This is a genomic window from Chryseobacterium ginsenosidimutans (genome assembly GCF_024807225.1).
Lineage (GTDB): Bacteria > Bacteroidota > Bacteroidia > Flavobacteriales > Weeksellaceae > Chryseobacterium > Chryseobacterium ginsenosidimutans.
This window is the reverse complement of record NZ_JANUCO010000001.1, coordinates 2748554-2770403: the sequence shown is the minus strand read 5'-3', so window position 1 is coordinate 2770403 and position 21850 is coordinate 2748554. Positions and strand designations below refer to the sequence as shown.

At 35.1% G+C, this 21850-nt stretch carries 18 protein-coding genes and 1 pseudogene; 12 read left to right on the top strand and 7 right to left on the bottom strand.

The window, feature by feature from the left end:
- Positions 1–27: 27 nt before the first annotated feature.
- Complete coding sequence (gene amaB, locus J3D55_RS13000; protein ID WP_259131686.1) at positions 28–1578, bottom strand: L-piperidine-6-carboxylate dehydrogenase; 1551 nt, start codon at positions 1576–1578, stop codon at positions 28–30.
- A gap of 137 nt (positions 1579–1715) precedes the next feature.
- Here amaB and J3D55_RS12995 point away from each other — a divergent pair, with 137 nt between their 5' ends.
- Complete coding sequence (locus J3D55_RS12995) at positions 1716–1916, top strand: hypothetical protein (RefSeq protein WP_259131685.1); 201 nt, start codon at positions 1716–1718, stop codon at positions 1914–1916.
- A 180-nt stretch (positions 1917–2096) separates the two neighbouring features.
- Here the strand turns inward: J3D55_RS12995 and J3D55_RS12990 are convergent, their stop codons facing one another.
- From J3D55_RS12990 to J3D55_RS12980, 3 genes are all read right to left on the bottom strand, one after another.
- The gene (locus J3D55_RS12990) at positions 2097–2285 is read right to left on the bottom strand and encodes a type II toxin-antitoxin system antitoxin (RefSeq protein ID WP_259131683.1); all 189 of its coding nucleotides are present in this window, start codon (positions 2283–2285) and stop codon (positions 2097–2099) included.
- 259 nt (positions 2286–2544) lie between these two features.
- A complete protein-coding gene (locus tag J3D55_RS12985) occupies positions 2545–3414 on the bottom strand; it encodes an SPFH domain-containing protein (RefSeq protein ID WP_259131681.1) in 870 nt (289 codons plus the stop codon).
- Between the two features lie 182 nt (positions 3415–3596).
- Positions 3597–6854: a cytochrome c biogenesis protein gene (locus tag J3D55_RS12980; protein ID WP_259131680.1), complete on the bottom strand. Its 3258-nt coding sequence runs from the start codon at positions 6852–6854 to the stop codon at positions 3597–3599.
- A gap of 432 nt (positions 6855–7286) precedes the next feature.
- Between J3D55_RS12980 and J3D55_RS22550 the strand changes: the two genes are divergently transcribed.
- The 5 genes and pseudogenes from J3D55_RS22550 (at position 7287) to J3D55_RS12955 (ending at position 13100) form a co-directional block, all read left to right on the top strand.
- Positions 7287–8060, top strand: a complete 774-nt coding sequence (locus J3D55_RS22550) for a DNA translocase FtsK 4TM domain-containing protein (protein WP_259131678.1) — start codon at positions 7287–7289, stop codon at positions 8058–8060.
- 4 nt (positions 8061–8064) lie between these two features.
- A complete protein-coding gene (locus J3D55_RS12970; protein ID WP_259131676.1) occupies positions 8065–9846 on the top strand; it encodes a DNA translocase FtsK in 1782 nt (593 codons plus the stop codon).
- Positions 9847–9919: 73 nt separating this feature from the next.
- Positions 9920–10568 (top strand): annotated as a pseudogene (lolA1, locus tag J3D55_RS12965) (outer membrane lipoprotein periplasmic chaperone LolA1).
- Between the two features lie 144 nt (positions 10569–10712).
- Positions 10713–12173: an LptF/LptG family permease gene (locus J3D55_RS12960; protein WP_259131675.1), complete on the top strand. Its 1461-nt coding sequence runs from the start codon at positions 10713–10715 to the stop codon at positions 12171–12173.
- Between the two features lie 138 nt (positions 12174–12311).
- Positions 12312–13100, top strand: a complete 789-nt coding sequence (locus tag J3D55_RS12955; RefSeq protein WP_259131674.1) for a hypothetical protein — start codon at positions 12312–12314, stop codon at positions 13098–13100.
- A 69-nt stretch (positions 13101–13169) separates the two neighbouring features.
- Here the strand turns inward: J3D55_RS12955 and frr are convergent, their stop codons facing one another.
- Together frr and pyrH are read right to left on the bottom strand one after the other, a co-directional pair.
- On the bottom strand, positions 13170–13724 hold the full coding sequence (gene frr, locus J3D55_RS12950; RefSeq protein ID WP_259131673.1) for a ribosome recycling factor: 555 nt from the start codon (positions 13722–13724) through the stop codon (positions 13170–13172).
- Between the two features lie 137 nt (positions 13725–13861).
- A complete protein-coding gene (pyrH, locus tag J3D55_RS12945) occupies positions 13862–14569 on the bottom strand; it encodes a UMP kinase (protein ID WP_259131671.1) in 708 nt (235 codons plus the stop codon).
- Between the two features lie 548 nt (positions 14570–15117).
- Between pyrH and porQ the strand changes: the two genes are divergently transcribed.
- The 5 genes from porQ to J3D55_RS12920 all read left to right on the top strand — a co-directional run bounded on the left by porQ (position 15118) and on the right by J3D55_RS12920 (position 18212).
- Positions 15118–16110: a type IX secretion system protein PorQ gene (porQ, locus tag J3D55_RS12940; RefSeq protein ID WP_259131670.1), complete on the top strand. Its 993-nt coding sequence runs from the start codon at positions 15118–15120 to the stop codon at positions 16108–16110.
- 95 nt (positions 16111–16205) lie between these two features.
- Positions 16206–16880 carry a (d)CMP kinase gene (gene cmk, locus J3D55_RS12935; protein WP_259131668.1) on the top strand — a complete coding sequence of 225 codons (675 nt, stop codon included), beginning with the start codon at positions 16206–16208 and terminating at the stop codon, positions 16878–16880.
- 95 nt (positions 16881–16975) lie between these two features.
- Positions 16976–17320: a YtxH domain-containing protein gene (locus J3D55_RS12930; RefSeq protein WP_259131666.1), complete on the top strand. Its 345-nt coding sequence runs from the start codon at positions 16976–16978 to the stop codon at positions 17318–17320.
- A gap of 82 nt (positions 17321–17402) precedes the next feature.
- Positions 17403–17711: a phage holin family protein gene (locus J3D55_RS12925; protein ID WP_259131665.1), complete on the top strand. Its 309-nt coding sequence runs from the start codon at positions 17403–17405 to the stop codon at positions 17709–17711.
- A 3-nt stretch (positions 17712–17714) separates the two neighbouring features.
- On the top strand, positions 17715–18212 hold the full coding sequence (locus J3D55_RS12920) for a phosphoribosyl-ATP pyrophosphatase (RefSeq protein ID WP_259131664.1): 498 nt from the start codon (positions 17715–17717) through the stop codon (positions 18210–18212).
- Between the two features lie 81 nt (positions 18213–18293).
- Here J3D55_RS12920 and J3D55_RS12915 read toward each other — a convergent pair whose 3' ends face one another.
- Complete coding sequence (locus J3D55_RS12915; protein WP_259131663.1) at positions 18294–19019, bottom strand: TrmH family RNA methyltransferase; 726 nt, start codon at positions 19017–19019, stop codon at positions 18294–18296.
- Here J3D55_RS12915 and tamL point away from each other — a divergent pair.
- Positions 19005–21602 carry a translocation and assembly module lipoprotein TamL gene (gene tamL, locus J3D55_RS12910; RefSeq protein ID WP_259131662.1) on the top strand — a complete coding sequence of 866 codons (2598 nt, stop codon included), beginning with the start codon at positions 19005–19007 and terminating at the stop codon, positions 21600–21602. The two genes, J3D55_RS12915 and tamL, sit on opposite strands and share 15 nt — an antisense overlap.
- Positions 21603–21850 lie beyond the last annotated feature (248 nt).

Here is a 21850-nt window from a genome sequence, read left to right as displayed (position 1 = left end):
TCTCAAGTCTTTTAATCTTTAATAATTTTAAAGGTCAAACTTAATTCCTTGTGCTAAAGGAAGTTGAGCTGTATAGTTAATGGTATTTGTTTGTCTTCTCATATAGTATTTCCAAACATCTGAGCCAGATTCTCTACCACCTCCGGTTTCTTTTTCACCACCGAAAGCACCACCGATTTCTGCACCGGAAGTTCCGATATTTACATTGGCAATTCCACAGTCTGAACCTGCATGAGAAAGGAATAATTCTGCTTCTCTTAAGTTTTGCGTCATGATTGCAGACGACAATCCTTGAGGAACGTCATTCTGAATAACAATCGCTTCTTCCAGAGTTTTGTATTTAATTAAATATAAAATCGGCGCAAAAGTCTCGTGCTGAACGATTTCATAAGAATTTTTAACTTCAGCGATACAAGGTTTTACGTAGCAACCAGATTCGTATCCTTTTCCTTTTAATACTTCAGCTTCCACGATGAATTTTCCGCCTTCTTTTTTACATTTTTTGACAGATTCTTCGTATTGAGTAACCGCAGCAACGTCAATAAGCGGTCCAACGTGATTGTTTTCATCTAAAGGATTTCCGATCTTTAATTGTCCGTAAGCTTTTATCAATCTGTTTTTAACTTCATCATAAACATCTTCATGAATAATTAATCTTCTTGTTGAAGTACATCTTTGTCCTGCAGTTCCTACAGCGCCAAAAACAGCTCCGATAATCGACATATTGATGTCTGCATCTTTCGAAATGATGATCGCGTTGTTTCCTCCTAATTCAAGGATAGATTTTCCGAATCTTTCAGCCACTTTAGAAGAAACCATTCTTCCGACTCTTGTTGAACCTGTGAAAGAAATCAGAGAAACTCTTTTATCATCCACTAATTTTTGTCCGATTTCGTGATCAGCAACCAATACACTTGAAATTCCTTCAGGAAGATCGTTTTCTTTGATTACTTCATTCATGATATTTTGACAAGCAATCGCACAAAGAGGTGTTTTTTCTGATGGTTTCCAGATCGTAACGTTACCGCAAATCCATGCTAAAGCCGTATTCCAAGCCCAAACCGCTACCGGAAAGTTGAATGCCGTGATGATTCCCACTACTCCAAGCGGATGATATTGCTCGTACATTCTGTGACCAGGTCTTTCCGAATGCATTGTGTACCCGTGAAGCTGTCTTGAAACTCCCACTGCAAAGTCACAGATGTCGATCATTTCCTGAACTTCACCCAATCCTTCCTGTAAAGATTTACCCATTTCATAAGAAACAAGTTTCCCTAAATCGTCCTTATATTGCCTTAATTTCTGACCTAACTGTCTTACGATTTCCCCTCTTTTAGGCGCCGGAATAGCCCTGAATTCCTGAAATGCCTTCTGAGCCGTCTGGATTACCTTATCATAATCCGATTCGTCGGAAGTCTTTATTTTCGCAATCAGGTTTCCATCTACGGGAGAATAGCTTTCTATAATTTTTCCTGATGCAAAGTATTTTCCGCCTACAGAAGTACCTTTATTTTCATCTTTAATTCCTAGATTTTTGAGCGTTTTTTCAATCCCAAAATCCTTTACTTTTTTAGACATAAAAATTCTACTTTTCGTTTCCTCTAAAGATAAAAATATTATGTGAACTGCAAAATTTTAATTTTTTTAACGTGTTTTTTATTTGGACTAATTATAAACATGCTTATCTTTGCAGGGTAATCATTTGAATTTCAGAAATGGAAAATAATAAGACGACAAACGAACCTATTGCTGAGGAAAAGAAAGACCCAAGATGGAAAAGGCTGGTAAAGAAATTCGGGATCGGCGGAATTATATTCTTTACTGTAAAAGGAATTATTTCTTCTACTCTTATCTATTTCTTGGGAAAAAATGCCTGGAGCATTATTGCAGGTTACTTTACAGGAATATTTGATTAAATTAATTGATATATAAAAACAGCAAAAGCAGAGGAAATTTTCTCTGCTTTTGTTTTGGTTAAAACTTATTTTGTCATTGTTTTGTCATTCAGAACGAAACAAAATATAGTGAAGAATCTATTAAACATATTGGTTTAAAATAGATTTCTCCTTCGTCAAAATGACAACAACGAATACAATTTATTCTTTTTTCTTTCTTCCTGCTTCCGTCAGTTTTTGATGTAGCAAATACTCAATTTGTCCATTCACGCTTCGGAATTCGTCATTTGCCCATTTTTCCAGCAGCTTGTAAGTAGACTCATCAATCCTTAGGACAAAAGATTTTTTGCCTTTGTTTTCGGAAGGATTTTGAGTTTTTTCTGATTCCATTTTTTTCTATTTTTCTGATTTCTTGCTTGATGCTTTTTGTTTTTTTGACGCAAAGTGCGCTAAGTTTTTTTTGATAAATCTTATGTTTTTAAGTTCGCAAAGGCGTTTCACTACGTCGAATCTGCGATTTCACTCAGCAAAGATTTTATATTGTTTGTCATTCGAGTGAAGAATCTGTTTATTTGATTCCTCAAATCCTTGCTTAATTTCCTACGGAACAACAAACTTTCTGGAAAATTTTCAATTAATAATTCTTCTATTAATTATACAAAGTTCCGGCATTTAAGATAGGTTGTGCTGCTTTTTCGCCACAAAGAACCACCATTAAATTGCTTACCATTGCAGCTTTTCTTTCATCATCCAGTTCAACAATATTTTCTGCTGAAAGCTTTTTCAAGGCTAAATCTACCATTCCGACAGCTCCTTCTACGATTTTGGTTCTTGCCGCTACAATTGCTGTTGCCTGTTGTCTTTGAAGCATTGCTCCTGCAATTTCTGAGGCATAAGCCAAATGTGAAATTCTCGCTTCCTGAATCGTAATTCCCGCTTTTGAAAGACGGTCAGTTAATTCCTGTTCTAAGATTGAATTAATTTTGTCACCACCTTCTCTCAATGTAATCGGAGCATGGTCGTCTTCCAGATTGTCATAAGGAAAACTCATCGCCAAATGACGTACCGCCGCTTCACTCTGCATTTTTACAAAATCTGAATAACGCTCCACATCAAAAGCTGCTTTGTAGGTATCTCCTACTTTCCAGACCATTACGACTGCGATTTCTATAGGATTTCCCATTTTGTCGTTTACTTTCAAAGTCTGTCCCTGAAGGTTTTCGGAACGAAGCGACATTTTTTGTGAAGAATATAAAGGATTAATAAAGAACAATCCGTTGTCTTTTACCGTTCCTACATATCTTCCGAAGAAATTCAAGACTCTTGAATGGTTCGGCTGAATAATCATTAAGCCTTTAATAAAAAAGAAAAATGCAATAAAGCATATTCCAGCCAACACCATATTGGTGATATTTTCAGTTCCTGCTCCCGTAATAAACAAATAAACAGATGCAATGAACAAGACTAAACAAATAACTAAGGCAAGATAGCCTGACATTGGTTTTAAAACTTTTTCCATGATATAATTTTTATTTTGATATTAATTTGATATCATAAAGATATGAGTAAGTTTTGAATTATGGATTATAAATGATGAGTTTTTTTTATTAAATTTCTTTTGTCTTGAATGCTAAAAATTAAAACAAAAAAAATCCCTGAAAAATTAATTTCAGGGATTCTGTTTATGTGTAAATTTTAAATTTATTTCTTGTTCAAAGTTTTAAATTTAAAATAAGAAGCTGATGCTAAAAGTGCCATTGTTCCAAGTCCGATGTATACCCAAGCCGGAACCGGAACCGGATCTCCTGCTGCGTAAGAGTGAAGTCCGCTTAAGTAATAATTTACTCCGAAATACGTCATTACCATCGAGCAGAATGCAAACATTGTTGCTACGTGGAATGCCCATTTGCTTCTTAATCCAGGAACCAATCTCATGTGCAATACAAATGCGTAAACCATGATGGAAATGAATGCCCAAGTTTCTTTTGGATCCCAGCTCCAGTATCTTCCCCAAGATTCGTTTGCCCAGATTCCTCCTAAGAAGTTTCCTACGGTTAATGCAAACAAACCGATTGTTAAAGACATTTCAGAAACAATTACCAGTTCCTTTAATGTGGTATCGTGGTGAATTTTGTACGTTTCTTTATTTGAAATAATATAGAATACCAAACTTAGCACCGCAATAATCATTGAAAGGGCAAAGAACCCGTAACTCGACGTAATAATTGCCACGTGAACGATCAACCAATACGATTTCAACACCGGAACAAGCGGCGTAATCTGTGGATCAAGCGCTGAACCTCCGTGTGCAAATCCCATCATAATTACAGCCACCATAAATCCTGCTGCAGGAATCAATGCGTTTGAGTTTCTATATAAAATCAATCCGGCTGTAATACCAACCCAAGAGATAAAGATAATCGCTTCGTAACCGTTACTCCACGGTGCGTGACCGGAAATATACCATCTTGCAACCAATCCTAAGAAATGGAATAGATATCCTACAACTCCAAGTACAATAATTACTTTAATAATTTTACTCAGAATTTTCTTAGGCTTAAATAATTCAACAAAACCTAAAATCAATAGTAATCCTCCGATTATCGTGTAGAAAATCAATAATTTGAAGTTAAGGTTCACTTTGTTCATGAAAACCTCAAGATCAACTTTAGATTTTGTAGGAACAACCGCTTTCCCCCATTTTTGCTGATAATCTGAAAGTTTCACCAATTCAGCATCGGCTTTGCTCCAGTCACCTGATTTTTGAGCTTGTAAAACTTCTGCAAAATAAGGTCCCATTACTTGTTGAGACTCCATATCCGGCTCCATTTTTTGGTCTAGCCAAGAATGCCAAGTGTGATTGGCGTCATTTTTCACAGGAACAATTCTCATAAACTGACCGCTGAAAAACTCATTAAAAATCTGAACTCTTTCGTTAACAGAAATTACTTCTTTGTCATAATTTGTCTGTTCAGAAATCTTTTTACGGAAAGCTGTGTTGTAATCATTTTCAAGAACGTATCTTAAATTTCCGTCTGCATCTGCTGGGAAAAGATTCATTAATGAAGTGTACCCATCATCATCAGCTTTTGCTTTTTTCTTTAATTCATCACCTCCTTTCGGTCCGATTTTGATCATCGGAACCATCGTCCAGCTTGGTGTGTCTGTATTCACAGAAAGGAACCATTGATCGGCTGTTAAAGACTTCCCGTCTGTTCCTTTAAACTCGTCTTTTTTGTATAGTTTTCTTAAAACATCTAACGCTTCAGTATTAATAGGAACAATTCTTCCCTCAAAATTCTGAACCAAAAGATATCCGAATTTATCTGCATGTTCTGCACTTATTTTATTTCTAGCAATAATTTCATCTGCAGAAATTGATCTCATTTTAGTCAAAGGTGCAGCCAGAGAATTCTGTTGCGACGGCTGAGTCTGAGTTGCTTCAGGCGTATGATTGTGAGCTTCACCTTCTACATGAACGTGCTCTCTGCTTCCGTCTGTCGTTCCATGAGTTTCAATTTTCTGAGCATTTAAGCCTAAACTTAAAAACAATAAAATAATACTTACCGCTCTTTTCTTGTTAACGTCTTTCAACATTTTATTTAATTTCCAGAAGTGAGTTCCTTTCCAAAAGAAGACAAAGAACAATCCTCCAAATAATAATGTATAACCGATATAAGAAATTAAAGTTCCCCAATAATCGTGGTTTACAGAAAGTACAGTTCCCATTCTATCCGGATCAAAACTTGACTGGAAGAAACGATACCCTCCATGATTAAGAACGTGATTCATATAAATATTAAAAGGAGTCTGTTTTCCTCCGTCGATAATCTTAATGTGGCTTTCATAAGCACTTGGAGATGAACTTCCCGGATACGTTTCCATTACGAAATCCTCCAATTTTAGTGCGAAAGGCGTGTTGTAAATTTTAGGACCGAAACCAACCATGATATTTAAACCATCCATCGTTACTTGTTTGTAAGCATTCGGATTTCCTTTTTCTACGGAAAGATCTACCAATTGCTTCGTTTTTGGACCTTGAAGTTCTACCGTCAACACATCAGGAACAGCCTGATCTTTCTTTCTATCACCTTCAATAGCAATTAACCTTCCTTTTTTAAGGCCTTCAGGAACAACTAATTTTAATTCGTTAATTGAATATAAACTTCTCAAAGCCAAAGGCTGGAACTCGTTTTTCACTGTATTTCCTGTAGCCTGAGTCGCCATCGTCATAAATGTCGCATCAACAGGAGTTTTTATCATTAATTTTCCGCCATCGTTTCTGAATTCTACAGCGCCTTCAATTGCTCTGTTGAACGTAACCAAAGTACCGTTGATAGACTTCGTTTCACCCGGTTTGATGTAGATATTCTGTCTTCCCGTGCTTCCTGTAGAAACCAAATGAAGATATTCTGCACCGTTTGGTTCAGCAACTAAGCTGTCTTTTTTTCTCTGAACATAATCTTTAGCGAAAACTTTCACTTCTTTGCCGTGGAAATCATACGTTGCGCTGAAATCTTTGTGCAAAGGAGACATTAAATAAGGTACATCCTGATAATTAAGAACATCCCCTTTTTCTTCGATCTGAATTTTAAAGAAATTTTTGTCGGTTACGATTTCGTTAGACGTTTCCCCTTCTCTGATGTGCATTGTACCTTCAAAGCTGACGTATCGTGTGATCGCACCACCAATGAAAATCAACACAAAGGCAAGGTGAAAAACTAAAACCGGCCATTTTTCTCGTCTCCAAAGTCTGTATCTTCCGATATTTCCTATGAAATTAAGAATAAGCAGAACCATAATCAGTTCAAACCACCATGCTTCATAAATTAAAGCTTTTGCTGTAGGTGTTCCGTAATCATTTTCTAAAAACGTGGCATATGCCATCGAAAATGCGAATGCCAGTAACAATACAGCCATTGTTCTGGTTGAGATAATAATATCCTGGAGCTTCTTCATGATTTATTTACTTGACATGCAAAAATAAGGATGATAAACTATAACAGAGCCAAAAAAAGCTGTTTTTTATCACTTTGCAGACGAGAAATGCTATTTTGAAACGTTCTTAATAAGCTTATTTTTATTGAGAAAAATTTAAAATTAGATCTGCCCATCATTTAAATCCATAAAAGCTATTCTGCTGATTGAGACTGTCTATTACAATAAAATATATCCCAAAAAAGACCAACCTAATAAATTTTTAAAACCTGAAACAAAATAAAATAGAATATTTTTAATTGAAATTTGTTTTATTTTAAATATTTTTAATCATTCAAAACTAAAATCACACAAACTGATTTCCTTTAAAATTAGGGAAAAATTAACACTTCTTTTCAATAAAAAAGCATTTATTTAATGTTGAAAAAATATTAAATTTGCCACATTGATATTATGGATAAAAACACACAAAACAAACAACAGGACGCGTCTGAAAAAGGCAAATTTTTATCTAAGCAACGAGTATTTTTCGGGCTTACTTTTATATTTTTCTCTATAGTTCTTACCTTTTCATTTGTCTCCTATTTAATGAATTGGAAGGCAGACCAAAGTCAGGCAGGAACATTGCTTGATAAAAGTATAAAATCTTCTAATCTTTTTGGTAAACTTGGCGACTGGCTTGGGAATATTTTTATTTTCGAAAGTATCGGTATCGCTTCATTTATAATCGCATTTTTATTTTTGGTTTTCGGAACAATTATTCTGAAAAAGAGAACCTTCAAACCTTGGAAAACAGTCGGTCACTCTTTGTTTTTCATTTGCTGGCTTCCTATTTTCTTCGGTGCGGCATTTACAAGAGGAGAAGGCGGTGTTTTGAGCGGTGTTTACGGCTATCAAATCATGGATTCTTTACATGCGCTGATCGGAGGGCTTGGTCTTTGGCTGGTTTTGGCGGCAAGTATTCTTTTGTATTTCATTTTGGAATTCAATCTTCGTCCGAGCTCCATTAAATCTAAACTGAATGACATCAACGAAAGTACCATCGGAAAAGTAAAATCTATGATGCCAAGTTCTGATGAAAATTTTGAAGCCGATGAAGAATTAATTGAAGAAGCAGAACAACCTGAAGAAACTCCATCAAAAATTACAGTAACCGAAGTTGTTGAAAAACCAACAGTGAAATTTACAGAAACCAGAACCCGTAAGTGTTCCGAAAGGATTTCCTGAAGTTGTGGTTTCTTCGGATCTAAATGCAATTGTTACTCCGAATCAGACTTCTTTTGAGGAAGGTAAAAATGATTTTACAAATGAAATTAATTTAGATCTTAAAACAAAACCAAGCATTCCGACTTCAAGTCCGGAACAGGCTTTTGATATCAAACCCGCAGTTTCAACAACTACTTCGACTCAGGAAGACATTAAATTCAATATTGAAGTTGCTCCAGTGATCGATATTCTTGATGATGCAGATAAACAGTCTAAAGATTTAATTGAAAAACATGGTCTTTATGATCACAGATTAGACTTGGCAAAATTCCAGATGCCTCCTGTTGAGCTTTTAAAAGATTATGGAAATGAAGAAATTTCTATTAATAAGGAAGAATTAGAGGAAAATAAAAATAAAATTGTAGGATTACTGAAAAACTTTAATGTAGGAATTGCCGAAATTAAAGCTACGATCGGACCGACAGTTACGTTATACGAAATCGTTCCTGAAGCGGGAATCAGAGTATCAGCAATTAAAAAACTGCAGGATGATATTGCCTTGAACCTTTCGGCTTTAGGAATCAGAATTATTGCACCGATGCCAGGAAAAGGGACAATCGGTATTGAAGTTCCGAGAAAAAATCCTACGATGGTTTCTATGCGTTCTGTGATTGCGTCTCATAAATTCCAGAATACGGATATGGATTTGCCGGTGGTTTTCGGGAAGACGATTTCCAATGAAGTGTTCATGGCAGATTTGTCAAAAATGCCTCACTTATTGATGGCGGGTGCGACAGGTCAGGGAAAATCGGTCGGTATTAATGCCATTCTTACTTCCCTGCTTTACAAAAAGCATCCAAGTGAATTGAAGTTTGTCATGGTAGATCCTAAAAAAGTGGAACTTTCATTATATTCAAAAATAGAAAGACATTATCTGGCAAAACTTCCGGATTCGGATGACGCGATTATCACTGATACCAATAAAGTAATCAACACGCTGAATTCTCTTTGTGTGGAAATGGATCAGAGATATGATTTGCTTAAAAATGCGTTCTGTAAAAACCTGAAAGAATACAACAATAAATTCAAGGAAAGAAAATTAAATCCAGAAAACGGACACCGTTATTTGCCTTACATCGTTTTGGTGGTTGACGAGTTTGCAGATTTGATTATGACAGCCGGAAAAGAAGTTGAAATGCCGATTGCAAGATTGGCACAGTTGGCCAGAGCAGTAGGAATTCACTTAATTGTTGCAACTCAAAGACCTTCCGTAAACGTAATTACGGGTATGATTAAAGCCAACTTCCCTGCGAGAGCGGCTTTTAGAGTGATTTCAAGTGTGGATTCCAGAACGATTCTAGATTCTACAGGTGCAGATCAGCTGATTGGTAAAGGAGATATGCTTTATTTTAACGGAAATGAAATTTTAAGACTTCAATGTGCTTTTGTTGATACTCCGGAAGTAGAAAGACTGGCAGAATTTATTGGTGAACAAAAAGGATACGCCTCTGCATTCCTTCTTCCTGAATACGTTTCTGAGGAAGCTACAAGCACGGTAGGAACTTTTGATCCTAATGAAAAAGACGCATTGTTTGAAGATGCTGCAAGAATTATCGTTTCAACTCAGCAAGGTTCTACTTCGATGCTTCAGAGACAATTAAAATTAGGATACAACAGAGCAGGAAGAATTATGGATCAGCTGGAAGCAAGCGGAATTGTGGGCGGATTCAACGGAGCTAAAGCAAGAGAGGTTTTAATAAGTGATCTTCATTCTTTGGAACAGTTTTTGGAAGATTTGCGCAGTTAAGGGATAAAATAACAATTTAGTTTAACTTTTAACATTTGAGGAAGTCTAAAGATTAAAGATTTAAATAAAGAAAATGAAAAATATTATTTCAAAAATTATAGTAAGCAGTTTGGTAGTTGGAGCGGTAGGTTTTACAAATGCTCAGAAAATTGATGCAAAAGCAAAAAAAATATTAGACGATATTACAGCAAATTACAATTCTAAAAAGAATTCTTACTTCAAATTCTCTTTCGGAAACGGAACAAACGGGAAAGTTGCGAAAACCGAACCGGGAATTTATTATTCCGCGGGAGACAAGTACAAATTAAAGATCATGGAAACAGAGCAGATCTTTGACGGCAACAAAATCTACAACATCAACACAGAAGATATGGAGGTTACCGTGGCAAAACCCAACGGAAGCAGCTCGATGTTCTCCCCTATCAATTATCTTTCGACGTACAGAAATGATTACAACGTAACGTACGAAGGAAAGAAAAATGTGAATGGAGTAAATGCAGATTTTATTAAGTTAACCCCAGTAAAATCAAACGGAATAAAATATGTTTATCTTTTCGTAGATTCAGCGAAAAAGCAAATGGTAAAACTGGAGCAGCACGGAAACCAATAAAGATGTTGCCGTAATTGCCATTAAAGATTACAAAGAAAATCAGACTTTGGATGCAGGAATGTTTGTGTTCGACAAGACTAAATACAAAAATTACCTGATTACAGAATTGTAAACAAAATCATGAAGGTAAAATCACTTAACAGTCAAAAGCAAATTTGCAGTTTTGCAGTTTCACCTTTTAGATTAAATTATAAAAATTTCATAAAATATAAGAGCTACAAAGAAAACTTTGTGGCTTTTTGATTAATTTTGGCGAATGTTAAAAATACTAGACCGATATATCATAAAAACCTTCTTTGGACCGTTTTTCTTTATATTCAGCGTATTGTTTTTCATCTTTATTGTAAACATTATCTGGGTTCAGCTTGGGCAGTTTATGGGAAAGGGATTAAGCACATGGCAAATCGTAAAATTGCTTTTCTATCTCGGAGTAAGCGTTATCAGTATGGTTTTACCGTTAACGATTCTTTTGGCAAGCATCATGTCTTTCGGAGAATTCGGGGAACGGTACGAGCTTGCTGCGATGAAAGCTGCCGGAATTTCGTTGACCAGAGTAATGGTTCCGCTGTTGGGTGTAACGGCGATTATGGCAGTCATGCTCTACTTTTTCTCCAATAATATTATTCCGGATTTCCAGAGGAAGGCGAGGAATATGCTTTTCAATATTGCACAAACCAAACCTGCCCTGAATTTCACACCGGGACAGTTTATTGATCAGATTCCCGGAAATATGGTGAAGTTTGATAAAATTTATGGTGAAAATGCCGAACATATTGAAGGGGTTTTTCTTCATAAAAAAGCAAATAGTTTTGAAAATCAACAAACGATTTTAGCGGAAAAAGGAAGATTTATCCCTGCTTCCAATTCAAATTATTTGAAGCTGGTTCTTTACAACGGGTATGTTTACGATGATAATTTTGCGGGAAGAGGTGAAGAGGTGAGAGTGAAACAACCTGATCAGGTGATTAAATTTGATTCTTTGGTTTCTCATTTTGATGTAAGTGAACTTATTAGTAAAGCCATTGAGGAAGAAAAAATTACAGACGATTACCGTTTTCTGACCTTCAATGAACTGAATAAAACGATTGATAAAACAAAAAAGGATAACGATAAATTCTTTACGAATATTAGTAATGATGTTATGAACCAAACTAATTCTGTAATGAGCTATATGGACTCGAAACAGAACAAAATAAAGGTAAAACCCAAACAACTTCTAAAGCTGGATACTCTGAAAAGCGAGAAAAGATTAGAAATAATTAATAGCGCTTACAGCAGATTAGACAACCTGAAAAGTACCATTGAAGGGAAATCCAACGAGATTAATCCGGGAGTAAAATATTACAGCAAAGTCGTTATTTATCAGCAAAGAATCGTGACATATTCTTTTACCTGTATCATTTTCTTCCTTATTGGGTCGAGTTTGGGGTCGATCATCAGAAAAGGAGGAATGGGACTTCCCGTAATCATAGCGATCGTTATTTTTATTATTTTCTACGTCATCAATGTCAGTACGGAAAACATGGCATGGTCGGGGAAAGTAAACCCTTATTTAGCCGCCTGGATTCCGAATCTTGTCTTATTTCCTTTTGGAATCTGGATGACTTATAAAGCGCTTACGGATTCTCAGTTATTTGATGCTGAAAAATATAAAGTTCTATTCAAACCGATTACTAATTTGTTTGTTAAGAATAAAGAACATAAGAGATATCAATAATTTTTACATTAAGATTATTTTATTATAGTTAAAGATTCGGAGGTTTTCCGGATCTTTTTTTGTGGTATGTTAAATATTTTCAATTAAATAGTAATTAATTATAAAAATTTATCTTTGCGAAAATTTAAATAAATTGATATGAAGAAATTATTACTTATTGGCTTGCTAAGTTTTGTTTCATTGAATGTATATGCTCAGGAAGATAATACGGAATATGAGATGAGAGTCGGCGAAAAAACAGGCTATATCATCGACAAAAGCGGAAAGAAAATTGAAGGCATCGTAAGATTGGCGGGTGACGAAATGAATCCGTGGACGAATCAGAAAAAAGTAAAATTCATTGCTTCTTCTGATATTGATAATGCTAAGAAAAAGCAGAAATTCAAAACGTTTGATGCAGACGATCTTAAAGGTTATATGGCGATTGACAATAATGCGGAAAGACATTTTGAAGCCATAAAATATACCAACACAAAAGAAGCTTACAACACTTCAAACGGAGGATTAAGTGGAGGATTAAAAGCATTCAACAACCTTACAAAAAGTACACAGTTTGCAGAATTATTGGCAGACGGAAAGATTAAAGTTTATAAATTATACGGTTATCCTACTACATTTTCAGCGGGAGGTCAGGTTTCAGTTGCGGAAGAAGAAACAAGAAAAATGAGAGAAACTCCTTCTTATATTTATTCTAAAAAAGGAGGAAAAGCGGAAGAACTTACGATCGCAAAAGCGAAAATCATCACGGCAGATTGTCCTGTAGTAAAAGGAAAAGTAACAAGCGGAGAATACGGTTCTCTGAAAAATGATACGAAGAAAAGATCAGGATTAGGAAAATTCATCAAAAACGAAATTGACAATGCAATGTCTGACAATCTTTCTATCGTAAATGAAGTGATCTACGATTACAACGAAAATTGTAAATAGTTTCAATACAATATAAAACAAAAGCGGTCTCAAAATTGAAACCGCTTTTTTATTTTCAAAAACTGAAAATTATACTTTCATAATTTCAGCTTCTTTTACTTTAAGATGATCGTCACAAGCTTTCACATGTTTGTCTGTAAGCTCCTGAATATCTGCTTCTATTCCTTTGATAACATCTTCAGAAATACCTTCAAGTCTTTTAAGTTCTTTCAAACCATTTTGTCTTGCATTTCTTATAACGATTTTTGTATCTTCAGTTTCTCCTTTAGCCTGTTTTGCCAGATCTCTTCTTCTTTCCTCCGTTAAAGGCGGAACATTAAGGATGATATTTTCCCCGTTGTTTGAAGGCGCAAAACCTAAATTAGAATTAATAATAGCTTTTTCAATAGCGTTGATCGCTGTTCTGTCCCAAGGTTGAATAGCAATTGTCATCGCATCCGGTACAGAAACGTTGGCAACCTGATTAATAGGAGTCGGAGCACCGTAATACTCTACCATCACATCCTGAACCATACTTGTAGACGCACGTCCCGCTCTGATTCTTTGAAATGCATGATCCAAGTGCTTAATAGCTCCTTCCATGTCCTGCTTTACAGATTCTACTATAAGATCTAATTCTTCCATTATATAATAAAAATTTGATAAGTTACACATTTTTAAATAATTAGCAATAAGTAATACGTGATAAGTAATTTCTAAATCTCAGAATTTTTTAATCTTAATTAAACTAATTCCTGAAATCTATTACCTAATCCCTAAAATTACAAATTAACTAAAGTACCCACATTTTCTCCGTCTACTATTTTCTCCAAATTACCATCCTTGTTCATATCAAAAACGATGATCGGCAATTTGTTCTCATGACTTAGCGTAAATGCTGTCATATCCATTACTTTAAGGTTTTTCTCAAAAACTTCGTCGAAAGATAATGAATTATATTTTACAGCGTTTTCGTTTTTCTCAGGATCGCTGTCGTAGATTCCGTCTACTCTGGTTCCCTTTAAAATAACGTCGGCTCCGATTTCGATTGCTCTTAATGTTGCAGCAGTATCTGTTGTGAAATATGGGTTTCCTGTTCCCGCTCCGAAAATTACGACTCTCCCTTTTTCAAGGTGTCTTACCGCTCTTCTTTTAATGAAAGGTTCAGCAACTTTATCCATTTCGATCGCAGACTGTAATCTTGTTTTTACACCTGCATCTTCCAAAGCACCTTGCAAAGCCATCCCGTTGATTACCGTTGCAAGCATTCCCATATAATCTCCCTGCACTCTGTCCATCCCTTTTGCTGCACCTGCAACGCCACGGAAAATATTTCCTCCTCCAATTACAATGGCAACTTCACAGCCTTTTTCTACCACTTTTTTTATCTCAGCAGCATACTCTTCTAGCCTTTCAGTATCAATACCATATTGTCTGTTTCCCATTAAGGCTTCACCACTAAGTTTTAGAAGGATTCTTTTATATTTCATTTTCAATTTTTAATAACTTTACTAGTTCTATCAATTTCTCCAGAATTTGATTTTGCAAATATAATCATTAATAATATTGATTTTATATTATAGATTATAAATTTTAATTGTCTTGTTTTAGCCTATTGACAAAGGAGTTTGACGTTATTTTATTCTATTCTCTTCAACTTTGCTCATGGTGATATATCTAAATATTATCCGTTTAATTAATAAGGCGTTATCAGGTTGAGGTTCTCGAGATCTTTCATTTTTTATCCAAACTTAATTTATTTTTGAAGCTTTTCCCGCTTTCCGCTGTATCTTTTTGGTTACGGGCTCCGCTTCGCTTCGCCCGCAACCAAAAAGGATGTCGCTACAATCGGGGCTATAAACCAGCCTTGTCCAGGTTCAAAACCTCGACAAGGCTTCTAAAAACATTCAAAAAACAACACAACTTCATTCAATTAAATAAGTCATTTCCACAAAACATAAAATTTAAATATAAATAATGTGAGAAATATTTTGAAAAGTACGAAAAAGGATTATTTTTGCATTAATAATAAACTGAATTGAAGAAAATTGTCATTCTTTCATTGTTTCTATCAGGAATTGTTTCTTATGCACAAACAGGAACAAACGTTTTTCCGTTTTTAACACTTCCTGTTTCTGCGAGACAGGCTGCTTTGGGCGGTGATGCAATTTCCATTAGAGATCATGATGTTTCCTTTGCTATTGCAAACCCATCTTTACTGAATAAAGATTCTGATAACCAACTTTCTGTAAACGCAACGTCTTACCTTGCGGACTCCAAGTACGGAACTATTGCTTATGCGAAAGACTTTGATAACGGTCATATGGCTACAATCAATGCGCGATACATGAGTTATGGAGATATCCCGAGAACAGATGACAGCGGTTTCGAAAACGGTACATTTAACGCGTCCGACGTTGCTGTCGGAGCAGGATACGCTTACCAATTCGAAGAAGACTGGACAATTGGGGGTGGATTAAACTTTATCACTTCAAAAATTGACACCTATTCGTCTTCTGCTATTTCAGGAAATCTTGGAGTAACGTACTACAACAAAAAAAATAAGGAAACAGCTTCTGTTATTATTAGAAATTTCGGATATCAGTTTAAAACATTCAACGGAACTAGAGAAAAACTTCCCTTTAGAGTAGATGTAGGATATACGAGAATATTAAAGGCTATTCCTTTGGCGATTACCATTACCGCTCACGATTTGCAGGAGTTCGACATCTCTTCTCCTTATAATGTGAACGGACAGGAAGTAAATGTAGGCAGAAAAATTGCCGATCACTTCTCTCTCGGTGCAGAATTGTTTCCGGAAAAAGGCTTCAACATCAGATTGGGATACAATGTAAAAAGAGGAAATGAATTGGCTGTTGCAGACCAAAGAAACTTCTCAGGACTTTCTGCAGGATTCGGAATTAAAATCTCAAGATTCCGTATAGATTATGCTCATGTGAGGTATCATAATTCTTCCAATGTCAACCAGATAGGAATCTCTATGGATCTTACGAGCCACGCAGGATATTAATTTTAACTAAAATTTTAACACAAAATAATAAGAAACCTTAAGAAAAAACTCTTGAGGTTTCTTGATTTTTAAGAAAAATTTTTCAAATTTGCGGTATGAAAAAACCTGTAATTGCTATCGATGGGTACTCGTCTACCGGAAAAAGTTCAATATCTAAAGTTATTGCCCAAAAACTTGGACTTGTACATCTCGATACAGGGGCGCTTTACAGAGGAGTAACCTGGTTTGCACTTCAGAACTGTCTTAATGATAATGGGTCTATCAATTTGGAAGGCTTATTTTCTTCTTTTGATGAAATCGAGCTTGAATTTAAAAACGATAACGGAGAATTGGTTCTTTTTCTTAATCATATTGATATTTCAAAAGCCATCAGAACAAATGAAGTTTCAAACAATGTAAGTTTGGTAGCAAAGCAAAAAGAAGTGAGAGATTTTTTACTGCAATCTCAACGTTCTTTGGCAGAAAAAGGTGGCATAATAATGGACGGACGTGACATCGGGACAGTAGTTCTGCCAAATGCGGACTACAAGTTTTTCCTGACAGCAAGTATCGACGAACGTACCAAAAGACGCTATACCGAATTGATAAGTCTCGGTATTGAAGCCAACGAACAACAGGTAAAAGAAAACCTCTTAATACGCGATAAGATTGACAGTGAGCGGGAAATAGCCCCCTTGAAGCAAGCTGAAGACGCCATTGTAATCGATAATACCCATCTTACAAAGCACGAAACCATCGACAGTATTTTATCTCACATCAAAAAGATTTAACAATTTTTAATTGGACATTTACCTCCTTTGGTATATTAATTGTAGGTTTCATCGCAAGTAAGACTACTATTTATTAACTATTAAAAAAAACGAAAATGTCTAAAAAAAACAATACAGCGGGTATTTTGGCAGGACTTCTTGCAGGTGCTGCAGCGGGTGTCATCTTAGGAATGCTTTATGCTCCGGAAGAAGGAAAGGAAACTAGAAAGAAGATAAAGGATAAAGCAGGAGATCTTAAAGATCAGGCTAAAAATAAATACGGAGAAGTTTCTGAAAAAGTAAAAGATCAATATGGTAACATCTCTTCTACTTTCAAAGAAACAGCAAACAGCGTAGCTCATACAGTGAAAGACGGATACGACAAATACAAAGATCAAATCGTTTCTAAAACTGCAGACGTTGTAAAAAACGTAGAATCGGAATTGAATGATCTAAAATAATAAACGATTTATTTTTTAGATAAATTATGAAAAGGAACTTTATAAATGAAAGTTCCTTTTTTTGTAACTTTAAAAAAAAACAATGATTGAAACTATAAAAGAATACGCCACGAAAAGAATAGATCTCCTGAAAATTGAAGCCACAGAAAAGTCTTCTCTCTCAGCCGGGCTCATCGCTTTTCTTGTTGTATTCATCGTTGCCTTCGGTTTTTTCATTATTCTGTTCAATTTTGGGATCGCGCTTCTTATCGGGAAAGCTTTGGGCGATCAGTCCTACGGATTCTTAATTGTGGCTGCATTTTATTTTTTAGTAATGATTTTAATTGTCATGTTAAAAAAGAAAATCGTAAATTATGTGGCAGATCATGTTATTAAATTTTTAAATCATTAAACTATGGGCAGAAAGTATGAGAGCTTAGACGAATTAAGAAGAAAGAAAAAACTATTGAAACAAGAAATCGACGGTTTGGAAGATCTTCTGACATTCAAAAATACGAAAGAAAGTTTGAGTGCATTCACCAATGGTTTAACAGATCAGTATCTGCAGGAAAAAGTAGATGAAGAAGGTGATGAAAAAGTTGTTCTCAGAAAAGATGTTATCGCAAAACAGATCACATCCGAAATCAAAGATGCTTTAATTAGCAAGAATACAGCAATGGGTATCGCAAGCTCTGCCTTTAAAGGGGATGCTTTTGATATCATCCTTAAATTAGGAGTAACGGCTCTTGTAGGAAAATATGCCAAGAAAAACATGAGCAGCTCCAATTGGAAGAAAAAAGCGTTGGGCGCTGCATTGATCTACCTCGCTCCTATTGCTTTGAAATTTGTAAGAAAAAAACTGGAAACTTACCAGAAAAATAAAAGTGTTTCCAGCTTAGAACAACTTATATAATTTGTTTTAGAGTTATAGAGTAAGTGTGTTTTAGAGTTTACAACAACTCACAAACTCTCCCACTCTATAACTCTATTACTCTCAAACTCTAAAGAGTTGCCCCAAAATAATTCCAGCTGCCATAGAAACATTCAGGCTTTCCGTAGACTGCGATTTTCCAAACCTTGGAATCATGATGCTTTTCTGAAGTAATTTTTCTGTTTCCGGACGCATTCCGTTCCCTTCATTTCCTAAAATTAAATTGATTTTTTCAGGTCTTTCAAAATCATAAATATTTTCACCATTCATATCGGTTCCTATATTTACATTTTCTGTTTGTGAAAGGTATTCAACCAAATTTGTATAGACCATATTTACTCTCGTAAAAGATCCCATACTTGCCATAATCACCTTTGGATTGTAAAAATCTACGGTATCTTCACTGCAGATAATCTGTTCGATTCCAAACCAGTCTGCGAGGCGAATAATTGTCCCCAAATTCCCGGGATCCTGAATCCCATCCAAAACCAACTGAAAATTTTTATCTTCTAATTTTTCTTCCGGATTTATATAGCAAACTGCTACAGAATCTTTAGGATTTTGCAGAAAGCTAATTTTTTTCAACTCATTTTCAGAGATATGAGTTATGGGTACATCCGTACGGTCCAATTTTTGCGGATCGGTAGAAAATATTTCTTTAATTTTAAACTTAGAATCGGGAAGTTCACAAATGATTTTATTACCTTCAACCAAAAACAAATTGTATTTTTGTCTGAACTTCTTTTTATCTAAAGATTGTAAAACTTTTATTGTATGAGCTGTAAGCATTATAAGAATTCTCCTCAAAAATATTATAAAATTATATCATTTGCAACATTTGTGGGTCTCCTTTATGCTTGTAGTACTACAAAAAAAGTTCCCGACGGCGAATATCTACTTGTAAAAAACAATTTTGAGTTTGAAGATAAGAAAGCTCCTTTCGACAGCGAGCTAAAAGGATATGTACAGCAAAAGCCCAATAAAAGGCAGTTTCTTTTCATGCCTTTGAGTTTGTGGCTCTACAATACAGCCAATCCGAAGTACGATACGCTACTTAATGAATACATGACGTATCCTAATGAATTGAGAGATCAAAATTTAAGAGATTCTCTTTTCGTTAAGTATAATATGAAAAGCAGCGTAGGAAAAAGTCTCTTTTTCGATAGATTATACCACAGTTGGGGTTCTGCTCCTGTTATTCTGGATCAGACAAAGACAGAAAAAGGCGCACAATCCGTTGAAAAAAGGCTGACATATCGCGGTTATTGGGATGCAGAAGTAAAATTTAAACAAGATCTTGATTCTGCTGCAAAAAAAGCAACGGTGAGCTATTTTGTCACCCACAAAGATCCTACTTATATTAAAGAATATTATTACAATATTACGGATCACACTGTTAAAAATATTTACCAGCAAAAGCTAAATGAAAGTTTGGTAAGACAGGGACAAATTCTTGATCAGACCGTTCTTGAAAAAGAATTGACAAGGATTACCGATCTGATGAGAGATTACGGATATTATAAGTTTAATAATTTCGGAGACGAAATATATTTTGTTGCCGATTCTATTAAAAGCAGAAAACAAGTTCCTCTGACATTAGAAATCCATAAAGATTCTCTGGACAGACCTTATAAAGTTGCCACAGTAGGAAATATTGATGTTGCCATTGTTGATGAGCTGAGTGATTATCCTAAAAATACTACGAAAGACAGTTTAAGAGGCATCAGATTTCATAAAAAAGACAATAAATATGATTCCCGTGCCATTTGGAGAGCCATTACAACAGGACACAAACAGGTGTATGATCAGAAAAAGTTCGATCTTACCAAGAGAAACCTTTTGTCTATGAATAATTTTAGTATTCTGAAATCAAGAGATTCTTTAAGACATGGCGGCGGAGCAAGTCCCAATGACAGTATTGTGGATGTAATGTATATTCTGAAACCACTTCCGAAATACGAATTAAAAGTGGGAACAGATGTAAATTATTCTCAGCTTTTGAATTTGGGAATTTCTCCTTCGGTTGATTTAACGACGAGAAATATTTTTGGTGGTGCAGAAAACCTTTCCACGAGTCTTGCGGGAACATTTGGTTCTATAAGAAGTACAAAAGATATAAGCCAAAGAGTGTTGGCTTATGAATTATCTGCTCAGGCTTCACTTAATTTCCCAAGATTATTGCTGCCTTTCGATTATTATAAATTGTTGCCTAAAAGGTATAGCCCTACTTCATCGATTGTTTTAGGAGTTTCAGATCAAAATAACATTGGTTTAGGAAGGTTAAATTTCAATACAGGTCTGAATTATCTGGCAACCGTAAATGATAAAGTTTCTCACAGACTGACTTTATTTAATACACAGCTGAGTTTAACGAAAAATAAATCTGCTTACTATGATTATTTCGTGAATGATGATGCAGTGAGACGAGAGATTTTTGATGATTATTTCTTGTCTCATCCTGCTACTTCACAGGAATTTAGTTCAGGACAATTGACTATTGATGAGGTTTCACAGAAGATTACCGAAGATACAGCTTATCTACAAGGTTTGAATCAGCAAGGTAGAGATCGTTTTACTGCATTTGTAGGAACTTTGGTAAATAAAGACAGACAAACTCAGGATGTATTGATTTCTTCCATGATTTATAATTTTGTGTATAATGAAATCGGGAAAAAAGATTATCCGAATGCCTTCTATTTTAATGGAAAAGTAGAATTGGCAGGAAACATTTTCAGTATTTTCAATCAGAAAAGAAACGATGGAGGAATTGTAACAAGTCCGGAAAGAACGATTTTCGGAGTTCCTTACGCACAGTTTATAAAGTTTGATTTTGATATCAGAAAGTATTTTAAATTTAATAATAATACTTTGGTTCTCCGCCAATTTGTTGGAGTCGGAATTCCTTACGGAAATTCCTCAAATATGCCTGTAATCAGATCATATTTTAATGGTGGTTCCAATGATATCAGAGCTTGGGTGGCTTTTGGCGGTCTTGGTCCTGCAGATTCTCAGGTTGACGAAAGAGTTCGTACGTATATGACGGATAATTTAAAATTAACCACCAATATAGAATTCCGAGTTCCTTTTAGCGATATGTATGAAGGCGCGCTTTTCACGGATATCGGTAACACTTGGAGTCTTAAAAACTATAATGACGGATACGGAGATGAATTTAAATTTAATAAATTCTTAGGACAGGTCGGAATCGGGAGCGGATTCGGATTAAGGATAAATGTGGCTTATATCACATTAAGACTGGATTTAGCCTATAAAATGTACGATCCAAACAAACCTGAAGGTGACAGATGGAGAATAAAAGACTTCCAGCCATTCAAACCTACACTGAATATTGCGTTTGGGTATCCTTTCTAAATAATAAAACCTGTTGAAACTAATAAAAACTTAGAAGCAAAAGCTAAAACAATAATTTACAAAAGAATAAAAATCAAAGATTTTTAAAAACTAATGTGTTCTTATTTGTAGTTTGATGATGAACTTAAAATTTCTAATGTGTTAATCTTTTGTGGTTAAAATACATGATCTGATGATTTTTTCCCATTCCTCTTTATCCGAGATTTCAATGGTATAGAATTTTTTAACATCCATATAGTGTAGTAAGT